The organism is Stenotrophomonas sp. YJH_SMC_64, assembly GCF_059371375.1.
Genome location: NZ_JCAFUN010000001.1, coordinates 106,513 through 132,525, shown reverse-complemented (window position 1 = coordinate 132,525; position 26,013 = coordinate 106,513). Strand labels below are relative to the sequence as shown.

General features: G+C 68.6%; 15 protein-coding genes. 14 read left to right on the top strand and 1 reads right to left on the bottom strand.

Annotated features, from left to right (window positions below; genetic code table 11):
* Nucleotides 1-65 precede the first annotated feature (65 nt).
* Nucleotides 66-848 (top strand): DsbC family protein, encoded by a 783-nt coding sequence (locus AC5P9L_RS00530; RefSeq protein WP_005408019.1) that lies wholly within the window; start codon nucleotides 66-68, stop codon nucleotides 846-848.
* Nucleotides 849-906: 58 nt separating this feature from the next.
* Here AC5P9L_RS00530 and AC5P9L_RS00525 read toward each other — a convergent pair whose 3' ends face one another.
* Nucleotides 907-3,006 (bottom strand): glycosyl hydrolase family 18 protein, encoded by a 2,100-nt coding sequence (locus tag AC5P9L_RS00525; RefSeq protein ID WP_111118574.1) that lies wholly within the window; start codon nucleotides 3,004-3,006, stop codon nucleotides 907-909.
* A gap of 828 nt (nucleotides 3,007-3,834) precedes the next feature.
* Here AC5P9L_RS00525 and purL point away from each other — a divergent pair.
* From purL to AC5P9L_RS00460, 13 genes are all read left to right on the top strand, one after another.
* Nucleotides 3,835-7,719, top strand: a complete 3,885-nt coding sequence (gene purL, locus AC5P9L_RS00520) for a phosphoribosylformylglycinamidine synthase (RefSeq protein ID WP_181453536.1) — start codon at nucleotides 3,835-3,837, stop codon at nucleotides 7,717-7,719.
* 439 nt (nucleotides 7,720-8,158) lie between these two features.
* Complete coding sequence (locus tag AC5P9L_RS00515; protein WP_495230528.1) at nucleotides 8,159-15,340, top strand: ESPR-type extended signal peptide-containing protein; 7,182 nt, start codon at nucleotides 8,159-8,161, stop codon at nucleotides 15,338-15,340.
* A gap of 157 nt (nucleotides 15,341-15,497) precedes the next feature.
* Entirely contained in the window at nucleotides 15,498-17,390 is a 1,893-nt protein-coding gene (locus tag AC5P9L_RS00510) for a S8 family serine peptidase (RefSeq protein WP_111196639.1), read from the top strand.
* 137 nt (nucleotides 17,391-17,527) lie between these two features.
* Entirely contained in the window at nucleotides 17,528-19,249 is a 1,722-nt protein-coding gene (gspE, locus tag AC5P9L_RS00505; RefSeq protein ID WP_005408024.1) for a type II secretion system ATPase GspE, read from the top strand.
* A gap of 24 nt (nucleotides 19,250-19,273) precedes the next feature.
* The gene (gene xpsF, locus AC5P9L_RS00500; protein WP_114619157.1) at nucleotides 19,274-20,494 is read left to right on the top strand and encodes a type II secretion system protein XpsF; all 1,221 of its coding nucleotides are present in this window, start codon (nucleotides 19,274-19,276) and stop codon (nucleotides 20,492-20,494) included.
* A 49-nt stretch (nucleotides 20,495-20,543) separates the two neighbouring features.
* A complete protein-coding gene (gene gspG / locus AC5P9L_RS00495) occupies nucleotides 20,544-20,987 on the top strand; it encodes a type II secretion system major pseudopilin GspG (protein WP_004142831.1) in 444 nt (147 codons plus the stop codon).
* Nucleotides 20,988-20,993: 6 nt separating this feature from the next.
* Nucleotides 20,994-21,488 (top strand): type II secretion system protein XpsH, encoded by a 495-nt coding sequence (gene xpsH, locus AC5P9L_RS00490; protein WP_005412202.1) that lies wholly within the window; start codon nucleotides 20,994-20,996, stop codon nucleotides 21,486-21,488.
* Nucleotides 21,485-21,910 carry a type II secretion system protein XpsI gene (gene xpsI / locus AC5P9L_RS00485; RefSeq protein WP_005408027.1) on the top strand — a complete coding sequence of 142 codons (426 nt, stop codon included), beginning with the start codon at nucleotides 21,485-21,487 and terminating at the stop codon, nucleotides 21,908-21,910. The genes xpsH and xpsI overlap by 4 nt, the downstream gene beginning before the upstream one ends.
* Nucleotides 21,907-22,539: a type II secretion system protein J gene (locus AC5P9L_RS00480; RefSeq protein WP_005412204.1), complete on the top strand. Its 633-nt coding sequence runs from the start codon at nucleotides 21,907-21,909 to the stop codon at nucleotides 22,537-22,539. The genes xpsI and AC5P9L_RS00480 overlap by 4 nt, the downstream gene beginning before the upstream one ends.
* Nucleotides 22,536-23,399, top strand: coding sequence for a type II secretion system minor pseudopilin (locus AC5P9L_RS00475; protein WP_049461009.1), 864 nt, complete (start codon nucleotides 22,536-22,538; stop codon nucleotides 23,397-23,399). The genes AC5P9L_RS00480 and AC5P9L_RS00475 overlap by 4 nt, the downstream gene beginning before the upstream one ends.
* The gene (locus AC5P9L_RS00470) at nucleotides 23,396-24,541 is read left to right on the top strand and encodes a PilN domain-containing protein (protein ID WP_279915555.1); all 1,146 of its coding nucleotides are present in this window, start codon (nucleotides 23,396-23,398) and stop codon (nucleotides 24,539-24,541) included. The genes AC5P9L_RS00475 and AC5P9L_RS00470 overlap by 4 nt, the downstream gene beginning before the upstream one ends.
* Nucleotides 24,516-25,229: a type II secretion system protein GspM gene (gene gspM / locus AC5P9L_RS00465; protein ID WP_062607829.1), complete on the top strand. Its 714-nt coding sequence runs from the start codon at nucleotides 24,516-24,518 to the stop codon at nucleotides 25,227-25,229. Before AC5P9L_RS00470 ends, gspM begins: the two co-directional genes overlap by 26 nt.
* Entirely contained in the window at nucleotides 25,219-26,013 is a 795-nt protein-coding gene (locus AC5P9L_RS00460) for a type II secretion system protein, XpsN-like (protein WP_279915556.1), read from the top strand. Before gspM ends, AC5P9L_RS00460 begins: the two co-directional genes overlap by 11 nt.

The following is a 26,013-nucleotide window of genomic DNA, read 5'->3' as shown; positions in this document are numbered from 1 at the left end:
GCGTCGCGGCCCGGTGCCGGTGGCTGTGTCAGAATCCGGGGTCTTCTTCTGTCGCGGACTGCTCCATGCTCCGATTTGCCATCGCCGCCGTGTTCGGTGCGCTCAGCCTGACCGCCTGCGCCCAGCCGGCCCCGCCAGCCGCCAAGGCGCCTGCCGCCGCTGCCAAGCCCGGCCCGGCCGCCAACGCGCCTGCCGACCAGGCCGTGCGCGCCGCGTTGACTGCCCTGAACCCCGGTTTCAAGGTGGACTACATCGGTGCCGCGCCGTTCCCCGGCTTCCGCGAGGTGGTCGTTTCCGGTCAGCTGCTGTACGTGTCCGACGACGGTCGCTACCTGTTCCAGTCGCAGCCTTACGACACCCGTGCCAAGGGCCCGGCCAACAGCGAAGGCCTGCTCGGCTACCGTCGCGATCTGCTGGCCAAGGCCAACCACGGCGACCGCATCGTGTTTGCTGCGCCGAATGCCAAGTACACCATCAGCGTGTTCACCGACATCGAGTGCGGCTATTGCCGCAAGCTGCACCAGGACATCGCCGAGCTCAACCGCAACGGTATCTCCGTCGAGTATCTGGCATTCCCGCGCATGGGCCTCGGCAGCAAGGACTACACCGACATGATCTCGGTCTGGTGTGCGGCCGATCGCCGCCAGGCACTGACCAACGCCAAGCGCGGTGGCAACGTGCCGGCAAAGAACTGCACCAACCCGGTGGCGATGCAGTACGCACTGGGCCAGCAGCTGGGCGTGAACGGCACGCCGGCGATCTTCGCGCCGGACGGCACCCAGCTGGGGGGCTACCTGCCGCCGGCGCAGCTGCGCGCGGCGCTGGAAAAGCTGTCGGCCAAGCGCTGATCGCCGCCGACCTACAGGTGGGAAGCCGGGGACGCGTGTCGCATCCCCGGCTTTTTTCTTACTTCAGGCCATCACTGACCGCCTTGGTCAGCGTGCCCTGCGCATCGTCACCACTGAACTCCCAGACGAACGCGCCGCCCAGGCCCTGGGTCTTCACGTAACCCATCTTGCGGGTGATGTTGGCCGGGGTGTCGAAGCTCCACAGCGTGCTGCCGTTGTAGATCCAGGTGGCACCGGCGGTGTTGTCGGTGTAGCCCGGCCACGCCAGGTTCTTCAGCACCTTCCAGTCCTCGATGCCGGCTTCATACGTGCCCGGGGCAGCGCCGGTCGCGGTCTGGTACAGGCCGTTGTTGGCGTTGGCCACACCGGTCCAGCCACGCCCGTAGTAGCCGATGCCCAGGTTGAGCTTGGCGGCAGGCACGCCACGGCTGATGAAGGCCTCGATGGCGTCGTTGCTGTTGTACAGCTTCTGGTCGCCGGTGGACGGATCATTCGGCGAATCAAACAGCGCCGACTGGTGATTGGTCTTCGCATCCCACGCGCCGTGGAAGTCGTAGGTCATCACGTTGATGTAGTCCAGGTACGGGTGGTACGCGGCCGGGTCGGTGACGCGGATCTTGTCGATGCCGGCACCCACCGCCACCGTCAGCAGCAGGCCCGGACGCACTGCATCGAGCTGGCGGCGGAACTCGGCCATCAGCGCGGTGAAGTTGGCGTTGTCTTCCGGCTTGCCGCATTCGATGCCGCACGCCACCGGGTATTCCCAGTCGATGTCGATGCCGTCGAACACGCCCAGCGCGGCACCGGCACCACCGGCACCGTCGGTTACCGGCAGGTTGCCCTTGATGTAGGCATCGATGCACGAGGCGACGAAGGCCTGGCGGTTTTCCGGGCGCGCGGCGCTGGAGAAGCCGCGCGACCAGGTCCAGCCACCCAGCGAGATCAGCACCTTCATGCCGGGGTACTTGGCCTTGAGCTGCTTGAGCTGGTTCCAGTTGCCGCGCAGCGGCTGGTCCCAGGTATCCGCGCTGCCACTGACACTCTCGGCGGCACTGAAGGCCTTGGTGTAGTCGGCGAAGGCATCACCACCGGCACCGCTGTTCGGATCCGACGGCTGGGTGACGCCCACTTCGCAGCGGTTGTTGCGCACGTTGCCGAAGGCGTAATTGATGTGGGTCAGGCGCGCGGCCGAACCGCTGCTGTCGATGTTCTTGACCCGGTAGTTGCGGCCGTAGATGCCCCACTGGGTGAAGTAGCCGATGACCCGCTTGCCGGAGGTGCCGCCGTCGCCGGCCAGCGTGGTGGCGCTGATCTCGGTGCCCTGCGCGGACGCGTTGCCGGCGTTGTCGCGGGCACGCACACGGTAGCGGTAGGTGGTCGATGCAGTCAGGCCGCCATCGACGTAGCTGGCACTGGATGGTGAACCGACCAGGCTGCCGTTGCGGTACACGTCATAGCCGGCCACGCCGCTGCCACCGGTGTTGTCGGTGGACGGGCTCCAGCTGAGCGCGATGCTGTTGGCGGTACGCGTGCCGACCGCCAGTCCGCCCGGCACGCTCGGTGCGGTGGTATCGCCACCGGCGGCGTTGACGGTGATGGTGATGGTCGCGGTGCTGCTGGTGGCGTTGTTGTTGTCGGTGGCTACCGCGCGCAGCGTGTGGCTGCCGGCGCTGGCATTGGTCCAGCTGGCCGCATACGGTGCACTGGTGGCCACGCCCAGCGTGCTGCCATCGCGGAAGAACTCGACCTTGGCGACGCTGCCGTCCGGATCACTGGCGGTGGCGGTCACGTTGACCGTGCTGCCGGCGCTGAAGGTGGCGCCGTTGGCCGGCGAGGTCAGGCTGACCACCGGCGGCTGGTTGGCGCCGCCGCCATCACAGGCGCCGAGGTTGGTGTAGTAGGGCGCACCGGCCGGATGGTCCGGCGGTGCGTTCCAGATGTCCTGGTTCGCCCGATAGAGGACGCCTCCTTTCTGCAGGGTATCGCCGGCCCGGTAGATCTTGGCCTGGTCCCACTGGGCCACGCCGGCACAGCTGGCGGCCTGCGCCAGGCCGGGCAGGGCAGCGGCACCGGCGGCCACGGCAAGCAGCCAGGCCAGGCGGCGGGGACGACAGCTTCGGGTCGCACGTTCGGCACTGCGCACAATCGGGTCGTACATGGGTAAGTCTCCGATCAAAGGGCGCGCGGGCCCCGATGGCGCCGCGCGTGACGCAGGTCCGGGCGTCGCCCGGGAAGGCGACGGGTGGGGCCGGACGGAGGTACCTGGGAGGCCGGGGAGAGAGTCCGGCGCCAGGTGGGGACAACGTTGTCATCAATCGCGTGGTCAATCCGTGAGCAAGCGCATGGTTCCGGGATTCGGATGGAGAGCGGCGCTGCGCGCGGTCGGCGGCCATCGGCGGAGCCCCCTCGTGGCTGGGGTGGGTCGCTGACAGCGGATTTCTGGTGGTTGGCCGGGCGGGTGGGCTGCGCAGGGGACGCTGCAAGTACGTCCATGTAAGCTCGGTCGCCGCATCCATGCGGCTCACGCCCCTGCGCAGCCCACCCGCCCGGCCACGGACAGGTTCCTGCGCGGTCAGCCACGAAAGACAGAACAAAAAATCAAAAGCAGAAGCCGGTCGCTGCGCTCTTAAATGCCTGACTTCCGACGTTCCCTTGTTGCCGGCCAGCGGCCGGCACTACCGGGGAGCATCCACGCATGGCGTGGATCTACTGCAGATCGCGGAAATCTGTCGGAGGCGGGGTGGGTCCGGTGGCGGGGGTGTCCGCGGCATGGATGCCGCGGCCAAGCCCCCAAGGACGGGTTTACGGCGTCCCCCGCCACCGGACCCACCCCGCCATCCCACGGGAACCCAGCTTTTGCTTTGGCAGTTGCTGTTGCCGTTGTCGTTGCCCTGGCCTCGGCGGGTGCCGGGCGCCGCCCGGCCAGAGCCCTTCCCCCGCTTCCGGTACAATGTCGGGCCCGTTTCCCAACTACGGTTCCCCGGACATGATGGTCCTCGAGGGCGCGCCCGCCCTGTCGCCGTTCCGCCGCGAACGTCTTGAATCCCGCCTGCAGTCCATCGCTCCCTCCCTGCGCATCAGCGGTGCCTGGCACGTCTACTTCGTGCAGCCCGAAGGCAGCGCCGCTCCCGACCTCGCCACCCTGTGCCGCATCCTCGAAGCTGCGCCGCAGGCAGAAGCCGTGGCCGACGGCGCGGTCAGCCGCATCGTGGTGCCGCGCCTGGGTACGCTGTCGCCGTGGTCGAGCAAGGCCACCGAACTGGTGCGCGGTGCCGGCCAGCCGGTAAGCCGGGTCGAGCGGGGCCTGCGTATCGACGTGCAGGGCTGGCCGGCCGATGCCGACGTGCAGCAGGCGCTGGTCAAGGCACTGCACGACCCGATGACGCAGTCAGTGCTGGAGACCGTGCAGCAGGGCCAGGCGCTGTTCTCGGCGCCCGCCCGCGGCGAACTGGAACGCGTGCCGGTGGACCAGCTGGAGGCCGCCAACGAGCGCCTCGGCCTGGCCATGGCCCAGGACGAGATCGATTACCTGCGCGAACGCTTCACCGCGCTGGGCCGCTCGCCGTCGGACGTCGAACTGATGATGTTCGCGCAGGCCAATTCCGAGCACTGCCGCCACAAGATCTTCAACGCCAGCTGGACCATCGACGGCCAGGAGCAGGACCGCTCGCTGTTCCGGATGATCAAGAACACCCACCAGCAGACCCCGCAGCACACGCTCAGTGCGTACAGCGACAACGCCGCGGTGATCGAAGGCCATCCGGCGTCGCGCTACCGCCCCGATCCGGCCAGCGGCGAGTACCGTCGTGAACCGCAGGTGCCCAGCGCGTTCCAGATCAAGGTGGAGACCCACAACCACCCGACCGCCATCGCACCGTTCCCGGGCGCCTCGACCGGCGCCGGTGGTGAAATCCGCGACGAAGGCGCGACCGGCCGTGGCGGCAAGCCGAAGGCGGGCCTGACCGGCTTCTCGGTCTCGCACCTGCGTATTCCCGAGCTGCCGCAGCCGTGGGAGGCGCCGCGCGCGCTGAACCCGCGCATGGCGCCCGCGCTGGAAATCATGACCGATGGTCCGCTCGGCGGCGCCGCGTTCAACAACGAGTTCGGCCGCCCGAACCTGCTTGGCTACTTCCGCAGCTTCGAGCTGCCGGAAGGCGCCGATCTGGTGCGTGCCTACGACAAGCCGATCATGCTGGCCGGCGGCCTCGGCGCCATCGACCGTACCCAGGTCGACAAGATCCAGCTGCAGCCCGGTGATGCGGTCATCGTGCTCGGTGGCCCGGCGATGCTGATCGGCCTGGGCGGCGGTGCCGCCAGTTCGGTGGCCTCCGGCGAAAGCGCCGAGGACCTGGATTTCGCCAGCGTGCAGCGCGACAACCCGGAAATGGAGCGCCGCTGCCAGGAGGTCATCGACCGCTGCGTGGCGATGGGCAGCAACAACCCGATCAAGTTCTTCCACGACGTCGGTGCCGGTGGCCTGTCCAATGCCATCCCCGAGCTGCTGCACGACTCCAAGGTCGGTGGCGTGATCGATCTGGGCAAGGTGCCCACCGATGATCCGTCGCTGTCGCCGATGCAGCTGTGGTGCAACGAATCGCAGGAACGCTACGTGCTCGGCGTCGCCCAGGAGCGCCTGGCCGAGTTCGCCGCGCTGTGCGCCCGCGAGCGCTGCCCGTTCGCTGCGGTCGGCGTGGCCACCGCCGAGCAACACCTGGTGGTGGCCTATGGCGCCGTGCCGGGCCACACCCCGGCCGATGCGCCGATCGACCTGCCGATGGACGTGCTGTTCGGCAAGCCGCCGAAGATGCACCGCGATACCGCACACCCGCCGGCACCGCGCTGGCCGGCGCTGAAGACCGCAGGCCTGGACCTGCAGGAAGCGGGTCTGCGCGTGCTTGCGCACCCGACGGTGGCCTCGAAGAACTTCCTGGTCACCATCGGTGACCGCAGCGTCGGTGGTCTGACCGCACGCGAACAGATGGTTGGCCCGTGGCAGCTGCCGGTGGCCGATGTGGCCATCACCGTGGCCGACTTCGACGGCGTGGCCGGCGAGGCGATGTCGATCGGCGAGCGCACCCCGCTGGCCCTGCTCGATGCGGCGGCTTCGGCACGCATGGCCGTCGGCGAAGCGTTGACCAACCTGTGCGCGGCCCCGGTCGATGCGCTGGATGAGATCAAACTGTCGGCGAACTGGATGGCCGCGGCCGGCCACCCCGGCGAAGACGCGCTGCTGTACGACGCGGTGAAGGCCGTGGGCATGGAACTGTGCCCGCAGCTGGACATCAGCATTCCGGTGGGCAAGGACTCGCTGTCGATGCAGGCGCAGTGGCACGACCAGGGCCAAGCGCACAAGAGCGTGTCGCCGGTGTCGCTGGTGATCTCTGCGTTCGCACCGGTCGCCGATGTGCGCCAGCAGCTGACCCCGCTGCTCGACCGCGACGTGGAAAGCGAGCTGTGGCTGATCGGCCTTGGCGCCGGCAAGCAGCGCCTGGGCGGTTCCATCCTGGCCCAGGTGCATGCCGACCACGGTGACCTGCCGGCGTTCGCCGGCGCTGCCCCGGATCTGGACGACCCGCAGCGCCTGCGTGGCTTCTTCGAGCTGATCCGCGATGCGCGCCAGGCCGGCCTGCTGCTGGCCTACCACGACCGCAGCGACGGCGGTGCCTTCGCCGCGCTGTGCGAAATGGCCTTCACGTCGCGCCTGGGGCTGGACATCACCCTCGATGCCTGGGGCGACGATCCATTCCGCAGCCTGTTCAACGAAGAGCTGGGCGCGGTGGTGCAGATCGCACGCGAAGACCGCGCAGCGTTCGCCGATCTGGTCGAGCGCCATGCACTGACCGAGTGCGCGCAGCGCATCGCCAAGCCGACCACCGCACCGGTGGTGCGCGTGTCGCTGGCTGGCGAGAACCTGGCTGAATGGCGCTGGGAGTTGCTGTTCGACGCATGGTGGTCGGTCACCCACGCGATGCAGAAGCGCCGCGACAACCCGGCCAACGCCGACGCCGAGCGTGAGATCGCCCGTGCCTTCAACGCACCGGGCCTGAAGCCCAAGCTCAGCTTCGACATCAATGAAGACGTGGCCGCCCCGTTCATCAGCACCGGTGCGCGTCCGCGCGTGGCCGTGCTGCGCGAGCAGGGCGTCAACGGCCAGATCGAAATGGCGAACATCTTCGAACGTGCCGGCTTCCGGCCCTTCGATGTGCACATGAGCGACCTGATCGAAGGCCGCGTCGCCCTGCAGGACTTCACCGGCCTGGTCGCCTGCGGCGGCTTCAGTTACGGCGACGTGCTTGGCGCTGGTCGTGGCTGGGCCACCTCGATCCTGGAGCGCAGCGCGCTGCGTGATGCCTTCGCCGCGTTCTTCGCGCGCGAGGACAGCTTCGCCCTGGGCGTGTGCAACGGCTGCCAGATGATGAGCCAGCTGAAGGACATCATTCCCGGTGCCGAACACTGGCCGCAGTTCCGCCGCAATGCCAGCGAGCAGTTCGAAGCCCGTACCGCGCTGCTGGAAGTGGTGGAATCTCCGTCGATCCTGCTGCGTGGCATGGCCGGTTCGCGCCTGCAGGTAGCAGTGGCGCATGGCGAAGGCCAGGCGGTGTTCGACAACGCGGTCGACCAGGCCGCGGCCCGTGTTTCGCTGCGCTATATCGATGGCCACGGCAACGTGGCCAGCCAGTACCCGCTGAATCCGAACGGTTCGCCGGACGGCATCACCGGCCTGACCAGCAGCGACGGCCGCGTGACCATCATGATGCCGCACCCGGAACGCACCCCGCGCGCGCTCAACATGAGCTGGGCCCCGGCCGAGTGGCAGGGTGATTCGCCGTGGATGCGCATGTTCCGCAACGCGCGGGTGTGGTGCGGCTGATCGCACCACACCGCGCAGGCTTCAATGCCGTTGCGTATGGAAAAACCCGCCGTTGATCGGCGGGTTTTTTCTTTGCGCGTGTGAAAATCCTGATGCACCCGCGAGTTACATGGATTTTCAGGCGACAGGGTTGCGTCACGCGTCGCTAACAAAATCCTTTCATAAACAGGGAAAAGAGTGAACTGCTTCACGGCAATAGGATTTGTCGTGTCAAAGTCTTGACGATCTGCAAAGTTGCCGTTAACACTTGAACCCCGTTTCAAAATCATTCATTTCGCAGTAACCGGTTGGCGCACGCGCTCGGTTTTCTGTCGCTGCGCGCCGTTCGGCAATACCCCGCAGTAAATCACGCGAATAAACGCCCCCAGGGGACGTTGGGCCGGAAAGCCCAGCGGTGGCGTTGCTTTGCCCAAAACCAGTCCAATCAGGAGCCGTACCGATGAATCGGATTTATCGCAAGGTCTGGAACAAAGCATTGGGTCAGTTGGTGGTGGCCTCGGAACTGGCTTCCTCCGACAGCAGCAGCGGTGGGGTCGTCGACCAGCGCCGCGGTGCGACACAGGCCACGCCCGCACTGCTGGCGGTGGCACTGGGCCTGGTATTGGGATTGGGCATGAGTGGCTCTGCCACCGCACAGTCGGTGCAGATCGGCGGTAGCGCCACCTGCGTGGCATTCAGCGGCAAGCTGCTCGAAAAGTGCCTGATCGAAGGCTCGGCCACGGCCAAGGGCAGCAATGCGGTGGCGATCGGCAGCAACAGCAGTGCCAGTGCGGCCAACAGCGTGGCGCTGGGCGCCGGCTCCAAAGCCACGCGTGCCAACACCGTCTCCGTCGGCGATGCAGGCAAGGAACGGCAGGTCACCAATGTCGCCGCAGGCACGCAGGCGACCGACGCAGTGAACAAGGCGCAGCTGGACGCGCAGGCGCGCGCCACGCAGGCCGCGCTGGCCGACGTGGCCGCCGACGGCAACCGGTACTTCAAGGCCGACGGCGCAGGCGATGACAGCGACGCGGCGAAGATCGAGGGCGAGGGCGCACTGGCCGCCGGTGCCGGTGCGCAGTCGCTGGCCAACGCCACCACTGCCATCGGTACCCAGGCCATTGCTGCAGGCATCGGCGCCAGCGCATTCGGCCAGGGCGCGCTGGCGATCGGCGATGCCAGCGTGGTGGTCGGGCAAAGCGCAGCAGCGTTCGGCCTTGGCGATACCGCCGTCGGTGCCAGCGCGTACGCCGCCAGCGAAAACGGTGCAGCAACGGCACTGGGTGCACTGTCCGAAGCCACCGCCGATGGCGCGACCGCCGTCGGTGGCGGTGCCGTAGCGATGGGCCCCGGCAGTACCGCATTGGGCCGCGGCGCCACGGCTGCCAACGAAGCCTCGATTGCAGTCGGTGCGTTCAGCACGGCCGTCGGTGAATACAGCACCGCGCTGGGCTCCAATTCGGCCGCGGTCGCTACCGGCAGCGTGGCGTTGGGCGCCGGTTCGCTGGCTGACCGTGTCGATACCGTGTCCGTCGGTGCCGCCGGATATGGCCTGACCCGCCAGATCACCAGCGTTGCCGCCGGCACCGAAGATACCGATGCGGTCAACGTTGGCCAGTTGAAGGATGTTGCCGCAGTGGCCGATGCCACCGCCAAGCGCTTCCAGGCCACCGGCAGCAGCAACAGCGATGCCGGTGCGCTGGCTGAAGGTGACGACGCGCTGGCCGCAGGCGAGGCCGCCAATGCCATCGGCACTGGCACCACGGCGGTCGGTGCCGGTGCCACTGCCGTTGCGCAGAACGCGACTGCGGTGGGCAACAACGCACTGGCCTCGGGCCAGAACAGCGCAGCATTCGGCAACAACGCGCAGGCCAACGGACCGGGCAGCGTGGCCGTCGGTGGCGCTGCGGTGGATGCCAACGGCAACCCGCTGATCACCAGTGGTGGCGTGCCGGTGGTCACCGGCGCCACCAGTGCCGGTGTGGGTGGCACGGCCGTCGGCGCCAGTGCCGATGCCAGCGGTTTTGCCGCGTCGTCCTATGGCGTGGGGGCCTATGCGTCCGGCGCGCAGGCGTCGGCGTTCGGTGCGGTCTCCAATGCCATCGGTGATTACTCCACGGCATTGGGTACGCAGAGCAATGCCACGGGCACCAGCAGCGTCGCCATTGGTGGCCCGGCCGACCTGATTCCCGGCCTGGGCTTCTTCGTACAGACACAGGCCAGTGGTGAAGCCGCGACCGCGGTGGGTGCCGGCGCCATCGCCAGCGGCGACCGTGCCGTGGCCAACGGCAGCCTCAGCGAAGCCTCCGGCGCCGAAGCCACTGCGGTGGGCTACTTCGCCTATGCGCCGGGCGAGAACGCCAGCGCGCTTGGCGCGCAGACCTGGGCCAGTGGTGCGCAGAGCACCGCAGTGGGCTACTACGCTACGGCACGCGGCGCCAACAGCGTCGCGCTGGGCGCGAACTCCGAAGCGGTGCGTGCCAACAGCGTGGCCGTCGGCAGTGCCGGCAACGAGCGGCAGATCACCAGCGTTGCAGCCGGCAGTGAAGCCACCGATGCGGTGAACAAGGCGCAGCTGGATGCGGTGGCCAGCACCGCCGACAGCACCGCGCGCTTCTTCCAGGCCCAGCCTGAAGCTGGCAGTGATGCCGGTGCGCTGGCGGAAGGCGAGGGTGCCATCGCGGCCGGTTCGTCGAGCAATGCGATCGGTGCCGGCGCGGTTGCACATGGCGCGGCCGCGTCGGCCATCGGCGATGACAGCGTGGCGGTGGGCCGCAACAGCACGGCCACCGGCAATGGCGGTGTCGCCATCGGTGGCCTGGGCCAGGCCTACGACGAGTTCAACCAACCCATCATCGGTGCAGATGGCAAGGCGCAGCAGGTGGGTACCACGGCCGTGGCCGATGCCACGGCGGTCGGCAGCGCTGCGCAGGCCAGCGGTGCAGCCAGCAGCGCCTTCGGCAATGCGGCCAAGGCCAGTGGTGACAACAGCTTCGCCGCCGGCGGCAAGTCGCGCGCCACCGGCGCGTATGCGGTGGCGGTGGGTGACAGTGCGTTTGCCAGCAGCGATGACAGTACCGCGGTGGGCGGCTACAGCTGGGCCACCGCCAGCGGCGCCAGCGCCTTTGGTTCCGGTGCGTGGGCGACCGCCACCAATGCCTCGGCGTTCGGCAACGCGGCGTGGGCCAGCGGCGCTGGCGCCACGTCGATCGGTTACAACAGCTGGGCCAACGGAACCAGCGCCACCGCAGTCGGCCGTGGTGCCTTCGGCTATGGCGACAACAGCGTGGCGCTGGGCTTCCAGGCACTGGGCAACAGCATCAACAGCATCGCCATCGGCACCAACACGGTGGCCGGCGGCGAAAGTGCGATCGCGCTGGGTGCGGGCAGCAATGCCAGTGCCAGCAACGCCGTCGCACTCGGCGCGGGCTCGGTCGCCAACCGCGCACGCACGGTGTCGGTGGGCAGCAGCGGCAACGAGCGCCAGGTCACCAACGTCGCCGCCGGTACCCAGGCCACCGATGCGGTGAACAAGGCACAGCTGGATGCGGTGGCAAGTACCGCAGCAACCACCAGCCGCTTCTTCCAGGCCAGCGGCAACGGCGACGATGTGGCGGGTGCGCTGGTGGAGGGCGACAACGCACTGGCCGCAGGTGATGCAGCCAACGCCATCGGCAATGGTGCCACCGCGCTTGGCAGCGGTGCCAATGCGCTGGCCGGCAACGCGCAGGCGATCGGCTTCAACGCGCTGGCGACCGCCGCCAATGCCAGTGCCGTAGGCGCCAATGCACAGGCCACCGGCGAATACGCCACCGCGCAGGGTGCGGAAAGCGAAGCCAGCGGTGAGCAGAGTGCAGCGTTCGGCGCGGCCAGCATCGCCAGCGGCGCAGGCAGCACCGCCAGCGGTGCCTTGTCCGAAGCCTCCGGCGAAGAAGCCGTAGCCGTGGGTTACTTCAGCAATGCCAGTGGCAGTGGTGCCACCGCGGTCGGCAGCGAGAGCGTGGCCAGCGGCACGGCTGCGGCAGCGTTCGGTATCGGTGCCGAAGCCACCGGTGGTTACAGCACCGCCATCGGCGGCTACGCACAGGCCTCGGCCTTCAATGCCACCGCCTTCGGCAACTTCGCCAACGCCTCGGGTTCCAACAGCGTGGCCCTGGGCGGCGATTCGCAAGCGTCCGGCGCCTACAGCACCGCCACCGGCCAGGGCAGCCTGGCCACCGGCACCAACAGCGTCGCCGTCGGCGGCTCGCTGTTCGGCGTGCTGGCGACCGAAGCCTCGGGCAACTACTCCACGGCGGTGGGCGGTGGCGCCTGGTCGGGGGGCATCAACAGCACCGCGCTGGGCAATGCGGCGGAATCGCGCGCGGCCAACAGCGTGGCGCTCGGTGCGGATTCGATTGCGGACCGCGACAACACCGTATCGGTGGGCGGCGGCGGCAACACCCGCCAGGTCACCAACGTGGCCGATGGCACACAGGGCAACGATGCGGTCAACAAGAACCAGCTCGATGCCGTAGCCGCCGCTGCGGAGAAGACCAGCAGGCAGTTCCAGGCCAGTGGCAATGCCGATGGTGAAACCGGCGCGCTGGTGGAGGGTGACAATGCGCTGGCAGCAGGTGATGCGGCCAACGCGATCGGCAACGGTGCCACTGCGCTCGGCAGTGGTGCCAATGCGCTGGCCGCCAACGCCACCGCCGTCGGCATCGATGCGCTGGCGACCGGCACCAACGCGGCGGCACTGGGCAACACCGCACAGGCCACCGGCGAGGACAGCCTGGCCCTGGGCAGCGGTGCCAGCGCCAGCGAAGTGGGAACAAGCGCGGCGGGCGCGCGTGCACAGGCAAGCGGTGTCTACAGCACCGCCAACGGTACTGAATCCAACGCCAGTGGCGCACAGTCCCTTGCCAGCGGCTTCCGCAGCGCGGCCTCCGCCGATGGCACCACAGCGGTGGGTGGCTATGCCGAAGCAACCGGTCGCCTTGGCACCGCACTCGGCTACGGCTCGGCTGCCAGCGGTGCCAACACCACGGCGGTGGGCTTCGGGGCCGCGGCGGCGGGCACCGGCGCGGTTGCGGTGGGTCAGTCGAGTGAAGCCAGCGGTGCGGAAAGCGTGGCGATCGGCGGCAGCACCTTCTTCGGCCTGATTCCGTCGCGCGCCAGTGGCACCGGTGCGGCAGCATTCGGTGCCGGTGCATGGGCCACCGAGGATTACGCTACCGCCATCGGCTGGAATGCCTGGTCGGCAGGCACCAACGCCACGGCGCTCGGTGCCAATGCCACCGCCAATGGCAGCAACAGCGTTGCGCTCGGTGCCGGTTCCAAGGCTGACCGCGACAACACGGTGGCCGTTGGCAAGGCCGGCAGCGAACGCCAGGTCACCCACGTTGCAGCCGGTACCGAAGCCACCGATGCGGTGAACAAGGGCCAGCTCGACACCGTTGCCAGTGTCGCCGACAAGACCAGCCGGCAGTTCCAGGCCAGCGGCAATGCCGATGGCGAGGCCGGTGCACTGGTCGATGGCGAAAATGCGCTGGCGGCCGGCAATGCGGCCAATGCGATCGGCAACGGCGCGACCGCGCTGGGCAGCGGCGCCAACGCCATGGCCACCAACGCCACGGCGGTTGGCTTCGATGCACTGGCCACCGGCAACAACGCTGCCGCACTGGGCAATGCTGCGCAGGCCAGTGGTGTCGACAGCGTTGCGCTGGGCAGCGGCGCCAGCGCCAGTGAAACCGGCGCCAGCGCCACTGGCGCCGGGGCCCAGGCCAAGGGCCCCTACAGCACGGCCAACGGTGCGCAGGCCACGGCTACCGGCACGCAGTCGCAGGCCAGTGGTTTCCGCGCCAGTGCCTCGGCCGATGGCGCTTCGGCGCTGGGCAGCTATGCCGAAGCCAGCGGCCGCCTGGGTACCGCGGTCGGTTACGGCAGCAAGGCCACCGGTTTGAATGCCACGGCGGTGGGTGTCAGTGCCAACGCTTCGGCTGCCGGCAGTGTCGCACTGGGTGGAGGCTCGGTGGCCGATCGTGCCAATACCGTGTCCGTCGGCAGTGCCGTCAACAACCGGCAGGTCACCAATGTCGCCAACGGTACCGAAATCAATGACGCAGTGAATCGCGGGCAGCTGGACGCCGTTGCGTTTACCGCCAACACCACCAACCGATATTTCCGCGCCAATGGCACGGGAACCGCGAACGCCATCGGTACCGATTCGGTAGCGATGGGCTCGGTGGCCAATGCGGCGGGCGCACGCAGCATCGCGCTGGGTGCCAATGCCACGGTGTCTGCCTCCGGCGCACTGGCCGTTGGCGCCGGTGCGGGTGCGGTCGGCGTCAACTCGGTTGCAATCGGTGCTGGAGCGCGTGCGCTGGATGCCAATGTTGTGTCGGTGGGCAGTGGCAACCCCACCGATGGCCCGGCCACCCGCCGCATCGTCAACGTGGCTGATGGCCGCATCGCTGCCGGCAGCAGTGACGCGGTGACCGGTTCCCAGCTCAACGTCACCAACCAGCGCGTGGGCGCGGTGGAAACCCGCGTCGGTGATTTCGATTCGCGCATCGCCACGGTGGAGACCACGGCGGCCAGTGCGGTCGGCTACGACGACGCCAGTCGTGACCGCCTGACCCTGTCCGGCTTCCAGGGCACCACCATCGACAATGTCGGTGCCGGCAGCATCGCCGCTGGCAGCCGCCAGGCGATCAATGGCGGCCAGCTGTTCCAGTCGCTCAGCGATGCCGCCAGCTTCCTCGGCGGCGGTGCCAGCGTCGGCATGCAGGGCGTATTCGTGGCACCGAACTATGTGATCCAGGGCGCCACCTACAGCAACGTCGGCGATGCATTGGGTGCGCTGGACCGCAAGGTCAGTGAGATTGACCGCCGTACTGCAGGTGGCACGCGTGCAGGTGCTGCCAGCCTGCGCGCAATGAGTGCCTCCTTGGATGAAAGCGCACTGGCCAGCGTTGCCGAAGCACCGGCGGCGGCCGATGCAGCACCGGCCAGCAGCGCACGCGTGCAGGGCACGCCGACCGCTGCGGCGGCGGGCGCGGGCATCCCGGTGGGCACCCCGGCATCGGGCCTCAACGCGGTCGCCATGGGCGACGGCGCAGTGGCCAGCGGCGCCTCGTCCACCGCAATCGGCCAAGGTGCCAATGCCACCGCTGCGAACGCGGTGGCGCTGGGCCAGGGCTCGGTTGCTGATCGTGCCAACACGGTGTCGGTGGGCAGCGAAGGCAACGAACGCCAGGTCACCAACGTGGCGGCCGGTACCGCCGCCACCGATGCGGTCAACAAGGGCCAGCTCGATCGTGGCATGGCTACCGCCAACAGCTATACCGACAGCCGCGTCCAGGCCGTCGCCGACAGCTTCGATGTGTTCAAGGGCGAGATCGACGGACGCCTGCGCCACATGGATCGCCGCATCGACCGCCAGGGCGCGATGAGCGCGGCGATGCTCAACATGGCCACCAGTGCTGCCGGCATCCGTACCCAGAACCGGGTCGGCGTCGGCATCGGCTTCCAGGGCGGTGAATCGGCACTGTCGCTGGGTTACCAGCGTGCGATCAGCGATCGCGCCACGGTGACGTTCGGCGGCGCCTTCAGCAGCGACGACAGCTCGGTCGGCGTCGGTGCCGGCTTCGGCTGGTAAGCCACTCCATCGCGCCGGCGGCCACCCACGCCGGCGCAGCACCTGCAACGAGGGCCTGGGGGGAGGTCACGGCAATCCCGGCTGGGCCGGCCGGGAGTCGTCAAGGAATGATGGCCGCAGTGTTGGTTCGATCCATGACCCAGAAGAGGAATTCGACGTGATCAAGAAGCAGAACCTTCGCATCAATGTGTTGGCAGCCGCCGTGCTGTCGCTGACCGGTGTTGGCCTGGCACAGGCCGCCGACCTGAAAGCAAATGCGCCGTTGTCCGGCCCGAAGACGCAGCAGGTGGATGGCATCATCGTGAAGTACCGCGCTGGCAGCGCCGCAGCTGCCGATGCGAACGCCAAGCTGGCCGTGGTCAACTCGGCCATCGCCCGCGCCGTGCCGGCAGGTACCAACGCGGCTGCGCGCAGTGCCGCGCTGCGCCCGCAGGTGGCCCGCAAGCTGGGCATCGGTGCCGATCTGATCCGCCTGCAGGGAGGGATCGCGCGCGCCGAACTGGACAAGGTGCTGGGCGAACTGAAGGCTGACCCGACCGTCGAATATGCGGTGGCCGACGCCATCATGTATCCGATCGATGCCGCGTCGTCGCCGCGTGCGGACGCCGTCGCGAAGTCCGATGCGTCGCCCAGCTTCGTGCCCAACGATCCGTACTACCAGAGCCACAACTGGCACTTCCACAACCCGGTCGGTGGCGTGAACGCACCGGCCGCATGGGACGTCTCGCAGGGCGAGGGCATCGTGGTGGCCGTGCTCGATACCGGCATCCTGCCCGAGCACCCGGATTTCGCCGCCGGCACCCTGCTGGAGGGCTACGACTTCATCAGCCAGGCCAGCCGCTCGCGTCGTGCCGCCGATGGCCGCGTGCCGGGTGCACTCGACTACGGTGACTGGATGCCCACCGCCAATGCCTGCTACGACGGTTCGCCGGTACGCGACAGCAGCTGGCACGGTACCCATGTGACCGGCACCATCGCCGAGGCCACCAACAACGGCCTGCATACCGCCGGCCTGGCCTACAAGGCCAAGGTGTTGCCGGTGCGCGTGCTCGGCTACTGCGGTGGCACCCTGTCGGACATCACCGACGCCATCACCTGGGCCTCGGGCGGTACCGTGGCCGGCATCCCTGCCAACCAGAATCCGGCCGAGATCATCAACATGAGCCTGGGCGGCTCCGGCAGCTGCGATCCGGCCTACCAGGCGGCCATCACCGGTGCCACCAACCGCGGTACCCTGGTGGTGGTGGCAGCCGGCAACGACTCGATGAATGTCGCCAACGCCCGCCCGGCCAACTGCGATGGCGTGGTCTCGGTCGGCGCGACCGGCATCACCGGCGCCATGGCCTACTACTCCAACTTCGGTACCCGCATCGATCTGTCCGGCCCGGGCGGTGGCGTCACCGACGGCAATCCGAACGGCTATGTCTGGCAGGCGGTGTCCAGCAGCAAGACGTCGCCGCCGGCAGCCGGTTCCACCGAGGGTTACACCCTTGGCGGCAAGGCCGGCACGTCGATGGCGGCACCGCATGTGGCTGCCGTCGCCGCGCTGGTGCAGAGCGCGCTGATCGCCGCCAACCGCGACCCGCTCGCGCCGGCGGGCATGCGTACCCTGCTGAAGGAAACGGCACGTCCGTTCCCGGTCAGCATTCCGTCCGCCACCCCGATCGGTACCGGCATCGTCGATGCCAAGGCCGCGCTGGACAAGGCCCTGGAAGAGCCGTGCACCGAGAACTGCGGGCCGGTGGCCAAGCCGCTGACCAACAAGGTGGCCATCGGCGGGTTGAGTGGTGCCGCCGGCAGCAGCGTGCTTTACAGCTTCGAAGCCGCGGCAGGCAAGCAGCTCAGCATCATCACCTATGGTGGCACCGGCAACGTGTCGGTCTACCTGGCCAAGGGCCGCGAGCCGAGTGCCACCGACAACGATGCGCGCTCGACCCGTCCGGGCACCTCGGAAACGGTGCGGGTGACGGCACCGACTGCCGGCACCTACTACATCAAGGTGGTGGGCGAGGCGGCTTACAGCGGTGTGAGCATTCTCGCCACGCAGTAAGCGCGCAGTGCGGTAGTTGAATGGCCGAAGCCCGTCACCCGCATGTGACGGGCTTCGTCTTTTTACGAAAGCGGGCGGCGGGGCGACGGAAATCACGACGTAACTGCTAAAGTCGAGCCGATTGACAGGAGAGTCACGTGAACGCCCTTGCTGCAACCGCTGCCGACGACGCTGAAGGCCGCATCCTGGATGCGTTGTTGGCGCGTGGCCGCCTCAAGGAGAGCGATCTTGCACGGGCACGGCCGCTGCACGCGGAGGCCGGCGGCAGCCTGCTTGGCCTGCTGGTGCGGCTGGGGCTGGTGTCCGAACGTGACCAGGCGCAGGCCAGCGCCGAGGTGCTGGGCCTGCCGCTGCTGGATGGCAAGCAGCTGCCGGATTCACCGCCCCAGGGTCTGGCCGAGGGCCTGCCGCTGTCCCTGCGTTTCCTCAAACAGTTCCATGTATGCCCGCTGGCGCTGGATGAACAGGGTGTACGGCTGTGGCTGGCCGATGCCCACGATCCCTATCCGCAGCAGGCTGTGCAGCTGGCACTTGGCGTACCGGTGACCCCGGTGCTGGGCATGCGTGCGGAGATCGATGATCTGGTCGAGCGCTGGTTCGGCCAGGGCCGCAGCGCGATGGGCGCGATTGTTGAAACCGCAGACGGCGAGGGCGGCGCGGTCGACGATATCGAGCACCTGCGCGACCTGGCCTCGGAAGCGCCGGTGATCCGCCTGGTCAACCTGGTGATCCAGCGTGCGGTGGAACTGCGCGCTTCGGACATCCACGTCGAGCCGTTCGAAAGCCGGCTGAAGGTGCGTTACCGCGTCGACGGCGTGCTGGTGGAAGGCGAAAGCCCGCCGGCCAACCTCACCGCAGCGGTGATCAGCCGCATCAAGATCATGGCCCGCCTCAACATCGCCGAGCGCCGCCTGCCGCAGGACGGCCGCATCATGCTGCGCGTGCAGGGCAAGGAGCTGGACCTGCGCGTGAGCACGGTGCCGACCGCGCACGGCGAAAGCGTGGTGATGCGCCTGCTCGACCGCGAAACGGTGGTGTTCGATTTCCATCGTCTCGGCTTCACCGATGCGTTCCTGCCGCAGTTCCGCAAAGTGCTGGAACAACCGCACGGCATCCTGCTGGTCACAGGCCCGACCGGTTCGGGCAAGACCACCACGCTGTACACCGCGCTGAGCCAGCTCAACACCGCCGACGTCAAGATCATCACGGTGGAAGATCCGGTCGAGTACCAGATCGAGGGCATCAACCAGATCCAGGCCAAGCCGCAGATCGGCCTGGACTTCGCCAACGCACTGCGCAGCATCGTGCGCCAGGACCCGGACATCATCATGATCGGCGAAATGCGCGACCTGGAAACCGCGCGCATCGCGATCCAGTCGGCGCTGACCGGCCACCTGGTGCTGTCCACCCTGCACACCAACAATGCGGCCGGCGGCATCACCCGCCTGCTCGACATGGGCGTGGAGGACTATCTACTCACGTCCACCATCAACGGCATCCTGGCCCAGCGCCTGGTGCGTCGGCTGGAGCCGACCCACGCCGAGCGCTATGAAGCCTCGCCGGAGGAGATCGAGCGTTTCGAGCTGCGCCGCCTGCAGCCGGAAGGGCCGATCCATCTATACCGCCCGAAGCCCTCGGCACTGGCGCCGACTGGTTACCTGGGCCGCACCACCATCATGGAATTCCTGGTGATGAACGACGCGCTGCGGCGTGCGGTGATGCGCCGCGATGGCATGGGCGAGATCGAACGCATCGCCCGTGAAGCCGGCATGCGCACCATGTACGAGGATGGCCTGGCCAAAGCACTCAGCGGCCAGACCACCATCGAGGAAGTGCTGCGCGTGACCGAGGAAAGCTGATGCGCGCAGGACGCCGGGGCTGACATGCCGAACTACCGCTACAAAGCGCTCAATTCGCACGGCGAGATCTTCGACGGGCAGATGGAAGCCGCCAGCGAGGCCGAACTGGTCGCGCGCCTGCAGGATCAGGGCCACCTGCCGATGGAGACCCAGCTGGCCGACGGCGGCGTGGTCGGCGGCAGCAGCTGGCGCACGCTGCTGCGCCAGCGCCCGTTGCAGGGCGCGGGGCTGCTGCAGTTCACCCAGCAGCTGGCGACCCTGCTTGGTGCCGGCCAGCCGCTGGACCGTGCACTGTCGATCCTGCTCGGTCTTCCGGAAGACGAACGCTCGCGGCGTGCGATCACCGACATCCGCGACGTGGTGCGCGGCGGTGCGCCGCTGTCGACCGCGCTGGAGCGCCAGCACGGCCTGTTCTCGCGCCTGTACGTGAACATGGTGCGTGCCGGCGAGGCGGGTGGCAGCCTGCACGAGACCCTGCAGCGGCTGGCCGACTACCTCGAACGCAGCCGCGCGCTGCAGGGCAAGGTGATCAACGCACTGGTCTATCCGGCCATCCTGCTGGTGGTGGTGGGCGGTGCGCTGCTGTTCCTGCTCGGTTACGTGGTGCCACAGTTCGCGCAGATGTACGAAAGCCTGGACGTGGCGCTGCCGTGGTTCACCAATGCGGTACTGCAGCTGGGCCTGTTCGTGCGCGACTGGTGGGTGCTGCTGCTGGTGGTGCCCGCACTGCTGGCATTGTTCTTCGAACGCAAGGTACGGCAACCGGCGTTCCGGCTGGCGCTGGATGGATGGCTGCTGCAGCGTCGCGGCATCGGCCGCCTGCTGGCCGAACTGGAAACCGCGCGGCTGGCGCGCACGCTGGGCACCCTGCTGCGCAATGGCGTGCCGCTGCTCGGGGCGCTGGGCATCGCACGCAACGTGCTGGTCAACCGCGCGCTGGCCGCTGATGTGGAAGCGGCCGCCGACGAAGTGAAGAACGGTGCCGGCCTGTCGCTGGCACTGTCACGCGGCAAGCGTTTCCCACGCCTGGCCCTGCAGATGATCCAGGTCGGCGAGGAATCCGGTGCCCTCGATACCATGCTGCTGAAAGCTGCCGACACGTTTGAACAGGACAGCGCCCGTCGCATCGACCGCCTGTTGGCCGCGATGGTGCCGGCGATCACCCTGGTGCTGGCCTCGGTGGTCGGTGCGGTGATCGTGGCCGTGCTGGTGCCGTTGTACGACCTGACCAATGCCATCGGCTGACGATGGCTCCCTACGCAACCCCGACACTCCGCAACTGAAAGGACCGACCATGATTGCTTCCCGTCGACCGATCCGCCTTTCCTTCACTGCCGCGCGCAACCAGTCGGGCATGAGCCTGCTGGAGATCATCATCGTCATCGTGCTGATCGGCGCGGTGCTGACCCTGGTCGCCAGCCGCGTGCTGGGCGGTGCCGACCGTGGCAAGGCGAACATCGCCAAGGCCCAGGTGCAGACCGTTGCCTCCAAGGTCGACAACTACCAGATCGATACCGGCAAGCTGCCTGGCTCGCTCAACGATCTGGTGACCGCACCGGCAGGTGTCGGCGGCTGGCTGGGCCCGTACGCCAAGCCGGCCGACCTGAATGACCCGTGGGGCCACGCGCTGGAGTACCGCGCGCCGGGCGAAGGCCAGCCGTATGAACTGATCAGCCTGGGCAAGGACGGCAAGGCCGGCGGCAGCAGCGTCGACGCTGACATCCGCTACCAGCCGTAACCGGGCATGACGCATTTCCTGCCGCGCCGGCTGCCTCGCCCGCGCCTGCACGGCAGGCGCGCAGCGGGCCTGTCGCTGCTGGAAATGCTGCTGGTGATCGCGCTGATCGCCGCGATCGGCCTGATCACCGCCGCGGGTCTGTCGCGCGGCTTTGCCGGCATGCAGCTGCGCAGCGCCGGCAAGGACATCGCCAACCAGCTGCGCATGGTGCGCGCCCAGGCCATCGCGCGCGGTGAGCCGCAGCGCTTCGTGATCGAACCGGCGCGTCGCCGTTGGCAGGGGGCCAACCAGCGGCAGGGCGATGTGCCGACGCAGCTGCAGGTGCAGTTCGAAGGTGCCGCGCAGCTGGCCACCGCGCCGGGGCAGGGCGTGATCGAGTTCCATCCCGATGGTGGCTCCAGTGGTGGCCGCATCCGCCTGCAACGTGAGGGCGCCGAATGGCGCATCGATGTCGGCTGGCTGACCGGCGAGGTCCGCTCCGGCCCGTGGCAGGCGCCATGAAGCGGCAGGCGCGTGGTTTTACGTTGCTGGAAGTGATCATCGCCTTCGCCTTGCTGGGCCTGGCGCTGACGCTGCTTCTGGGCAGCCTGTCAGGTGGCGCGAAACAGGTCCGAGAGGCCGAGCTGCGCACGCGTGCGGTGCTGCATGCGCAATCGCTGCTGGCCGAAGCCGGTGTCGCCGCGCCATTGCAGGTGGGCAGCCAGCAGGGCGACTGGGAACAGGGCCGATACCATTGGGAGCTGCAGGTACAGCCATGGGTCGAGCCGCGTGCCGCCAACGCGGTACAGGCACAGGCGCAATCGCCGGGGGCTCCCTGGCTGGCCGAGCTGCAGCTTCAGGTGCGCTGGGGCGAAGGCGAACGCGAACAACTGCGCTGGCGCAGCCTGCGCCTGCTGCCGCCGGACCTGGAGAGCGCGCGATGAAGCGACGCGCCGCAGGCTTTACCCTGGTGGAAGTGATGTTGGCCACGGTGCTGTTGGCCGGTGGCCTGGCGTTGGCCTTTGCCAGCGTGCGCTCGGCGATGGCGGTGAGCCAGCGTGGCGAGCAGATTGCCGCCGAGAGCGAACGCATGCGTGCGGTCGAGGCTCTGCTGCGGCGCCAGCTGGCCGGTGCGCTGCGCACGCCGCTGGAAGTGCCCGATCCCACCCGCGAACCGATCTTCTTCCAGGGCGAAGAGCAACGCATGCTGTTCGCGGCCGATCTACCGGGCTATCTGGGCCGTGGTGGTGCCTACCTGCATGCACTGCAGGTGGATGGCCGCAGCGGCCAGCAACGCCTCCTGCTCGACCTGGTGCTGCTGCAGGAGGGCGAGCGCATCGCCGAAACTCCGCCGCGCCCACCGGAGGTGCTGGTGGAGAACCTCAAGTCGGTGCAACTACGCTATCGCGGCATCGATGCCAGCACCGGGCAGGTGACTGATTGGACGCCGCGCTGGGATGACACCCGGCGCCTGCCGATGCTGGTGGAGATCCAGATCGTGCCCGCCAAGGGCGCTCCCTGGCCTGCACTGGTGGTCGCTCCGCGCGCGGGCGGCAGTGGAGGAGCGCGATGAGCCGGGCGCACGGCGCGGCGCTGGTACTGGTCCTGTGGCTGATCGCCCTGATGACGGCGTTGGTGGGCGCGTTCGCGTTGAGCGCGCGGGTCGAGCACCTGCAGCAGCGGGTGCTGGATGATGATGCGCGTGGCCAGGAGCGTGCACGGGCGGGACTTGAGTACGCGCTGACGCGCCTGTCCGCCGATCCGCAGCGGGCGCCCTGGCGCGCCGATGGCCGTGTCTATCGTTGGCAGTTCGATGACGCCAGCATCGAGATCAAGGTGCTGGACGAGAACGGCAAGATCAACCTGAACCTGGCCGACGTGGCCCTGCTGAGCGCCTTCCTCAAGGCGCTGGGTGAAGACGAAGCGCAGGCCCGCCAGCTGGCCGGCGCGATCGTCGACTGGCGCGACGAGGACAGCCTGCTGCAGCCCGGCGGCGGTGCCGAAGCGCCCGACTATGCCGCCGCAGGCCTGCCCTATGGCCCCCGCAACAAGCGTTTCGAGACGCTTGGCGAGCTGCAGCGGATACTCGGCATGCGCGGCCCGCTGTACCAGGCCATGCTGCCGCACCTGACCCTGTACAGCCGCCAGGCGCGCCCGGATCCCCAGTTTGCCAGCGCGCCGGTGCTGACCGCGCTGGGCCTGGATGCGGATACCGTGCTGGCGCAGCGCGCACAGCAGGAGCGTGACGCAGATACCGCTGGCGGTGCGACAACGCTTGCCAGCAGCAGCGGCACCTATAGTATCGAGTCTCGTGCAACCGACGGCAGTGGACGCCGGTCGGTGTTGCAGGCAGTGGTACGCAATGGCTCGGGCGGGGTTCCCGGGCGGTCCTACACAGTGCTTCGCTGGGAGCAGGGAATGACAGCAAGATGACGGCATGGCAGGACAGTGTGCGGCAGGTACAGGGCCGGATCGGCCCTGGCGCCGGCCGTTTCCTGCGCTGGTGGCGGCAATCGCTGCTGGCCTGGGTGCCGGCACGTTGGCAGTGGGCACTGGGCTGGGCACAGGCGCGCCTGCTGCTGCAGCGCGAAGGCGACCACCTTCAGGTCTGGCGTGAGGCGGGGGAGCGCCGCGAACCGGTCGTACGGCTGCCGTGGCCGCTGTCCCCGGCCGAACTGGATCGCGTGCTGGAAGCCCGCCTGCGCAGCTTGCCGCGGGTGTGGCTGCTGCCGGCAAGCGATGTGCTGCGCCGGCAGCTGCGCCTGCCGGCGGCGGCGGCTGACCGCCTGCGTGCGGTGGTCGGTTTCGAGATCGACCGGCAGACGCCTTTTGAATCCAGCCAGGTCAGCTATGACGTGCGTGAACGTGGCGCGGCGGGCGAGGGCCAGCTGCAGGTCGAACTGGTGGCCTGGCCGTTGCGGCAGCTCGAGGCCTGGCGCAGCAACGTGGGCCAATGGGCCGATGCACTGTCCGGTGTCGATGCCATTGACGCGCAGGGCAACATCCTGCAGGTGAACCTGCTGCCGCCCGCGCAGCGTCAGCTGCAGGCCGACCCGATGCGGCGCTGGAACCTTCTGCTGGCCGTGGCCGCGGTGGTGATGCTGGTGCTGTCTGGCCTGCAGGTGCTGGACAATCGCCGCGCGGCAGCCGACGAACTGCGTGCCCAGGTGGAGCGCAGCGCGCGCAGTGCACGTGGCGTGGCCAGCGAACGTGCCCAGCTGCAGGCGCTGATCGACGGTGCCGTGTTCCTCGAAAAGCAGCGCGGCCAGCGCGCGGGTACGGTGGAGATCTGGAACGAACTGACCCGGCGCCTGCCGGAGGGAACGTACCTGGAAAAACTGGCCATCGAGAACAACAACCTGCAGCTGATCGGCCTGAGCCGCGAGGCCTCGCAGCTGGTGCAGCTGCTGCAGGATGCGCCGCAGTGGCGCAAGGTCAACCTGACCGGCGTACTGCAGGCCGATGGCGCCGCCAGTGGCCGCGACCGCTTCACCATGACCGCTGAACTGCAGCCGTTGCCGGCGGTAGCCCCGAACCGGGAGGCGGCCGATGCCGATGCCAAGCGCACGCCGTGACCGCTGGCTGGCACTGGCACTGTTGCTGGCAGTGCTGGGCCTGGCCTACCTGCTGCTGGTGCACCCCTGGTTCACCCGGCCGCTGCGCGAAATCGATGCTGATGTCGCCGCCCTGCGCGAGCGCGAGCAGCGCGTGCAGGCGCAGCTGCAGCAGCAGCCGCAGATCGAGCAGCGCCTGCGTGCCACCCGCGAGGCACTGCAGCAGCGGCCGGGCTTCCTGCGCGAGGCCACCGCCGAGGCTGCAGCCGCTGCGCTCGGCGCGAAGCTGCAGGATGCGGTGGCGATGGCCAGCCCGGGCAACCGCAGCTGCACCATCAGCAACCGCACGCCGCTCACCGACAACCGCCGCGACGCCGAGTTCGTGCGCGTCGCCATGCAGGTGCGCCTGCGCTGTGGCGTGGCCGAACTGGCCACGGTGCTGCACAGCCTGGAGACCGGCAGCCCGCGCCTGTTCGTCGACAACCTCAACCTGATCGCGCAGCGCTTCCAGCAGTCGCCGAATGAATCCGGGCTCGGCCTGGATGTGTCATTCGAACTGGCTGGTTACCTGCTGCCGGGGGCTGCTGCCGATGGCAGTGCGCCGACGCCTGCCGCCGAACCGGTGTCCGCGCCGCAGCCGGCTTCAGCGCCACCCGCCCCCGCACCGGCGGCGCCGGTCGAGGGACAGGAGGTCGCTGATGAAACTTGAGCAGATCAGCCTGCGCACCGGTTTCCTGCTGGCCCTGGCCGGTTGGGCTGCGGCGGTCTGGCTGGCCACCGGCTTCGGTCTGGGTAGCCAGTTGCCAGGTGCGGATGGCGATGCCGATGCGGTGCCTTCGCTGCCGGTGCTGCCGCCGTTGGCCGCAGAACGCATGCCCAGCGCCGACAGCTACAGCGCGATCGGTGAGCGACCGCTGTTCGCCGAGGACCGCAGGCCGAAGCCCTACCTGCTCGGTGGCAGCGAGCCGGCCGCCAGCGCCGCGCTGCGCCTGACCGGCGTGCTGCTGACCGGCGACTTCGGCATGGCCACCTTCACCACCGAACAGAACCGTTCGCTGCGGCTGCGCCTCAACGGCGAAGCGGTGGACGGCTGGCAACTTGTGGGGCTTGCGCCGCGCCAGGCCACGGTGATCGGCCCAGGCGGCAGCCAGGTGCTGGAACTGGCCGTGTTCAATGGCCAGGGCGGCGAGCCGCCCACCGTACTGCGGGGTGCCAATGGCGCGCCGCCGGCGGGTGCGGTCGTTGTGCCACCGCCGGCGGGCGCACCGCCGATGCCATCCCCACCTCCGGCTGCTGCAACCGCAACCGCGCAGCCGCAGCCCGCCAGCAGCGTGCCATCAGCCGCCGCCGCGGCACCTCCTGCCAACACCAATGGCCCCAGCGAAGCGCAGATGCAGGCCATCCGCGAACGCATCCAGGCCCGTCGCCGCCAGCTGCAGCAACAACAGCAGCAACAACCGTCGCAGCCCCCGGGCGATGGCACCAACCGATAG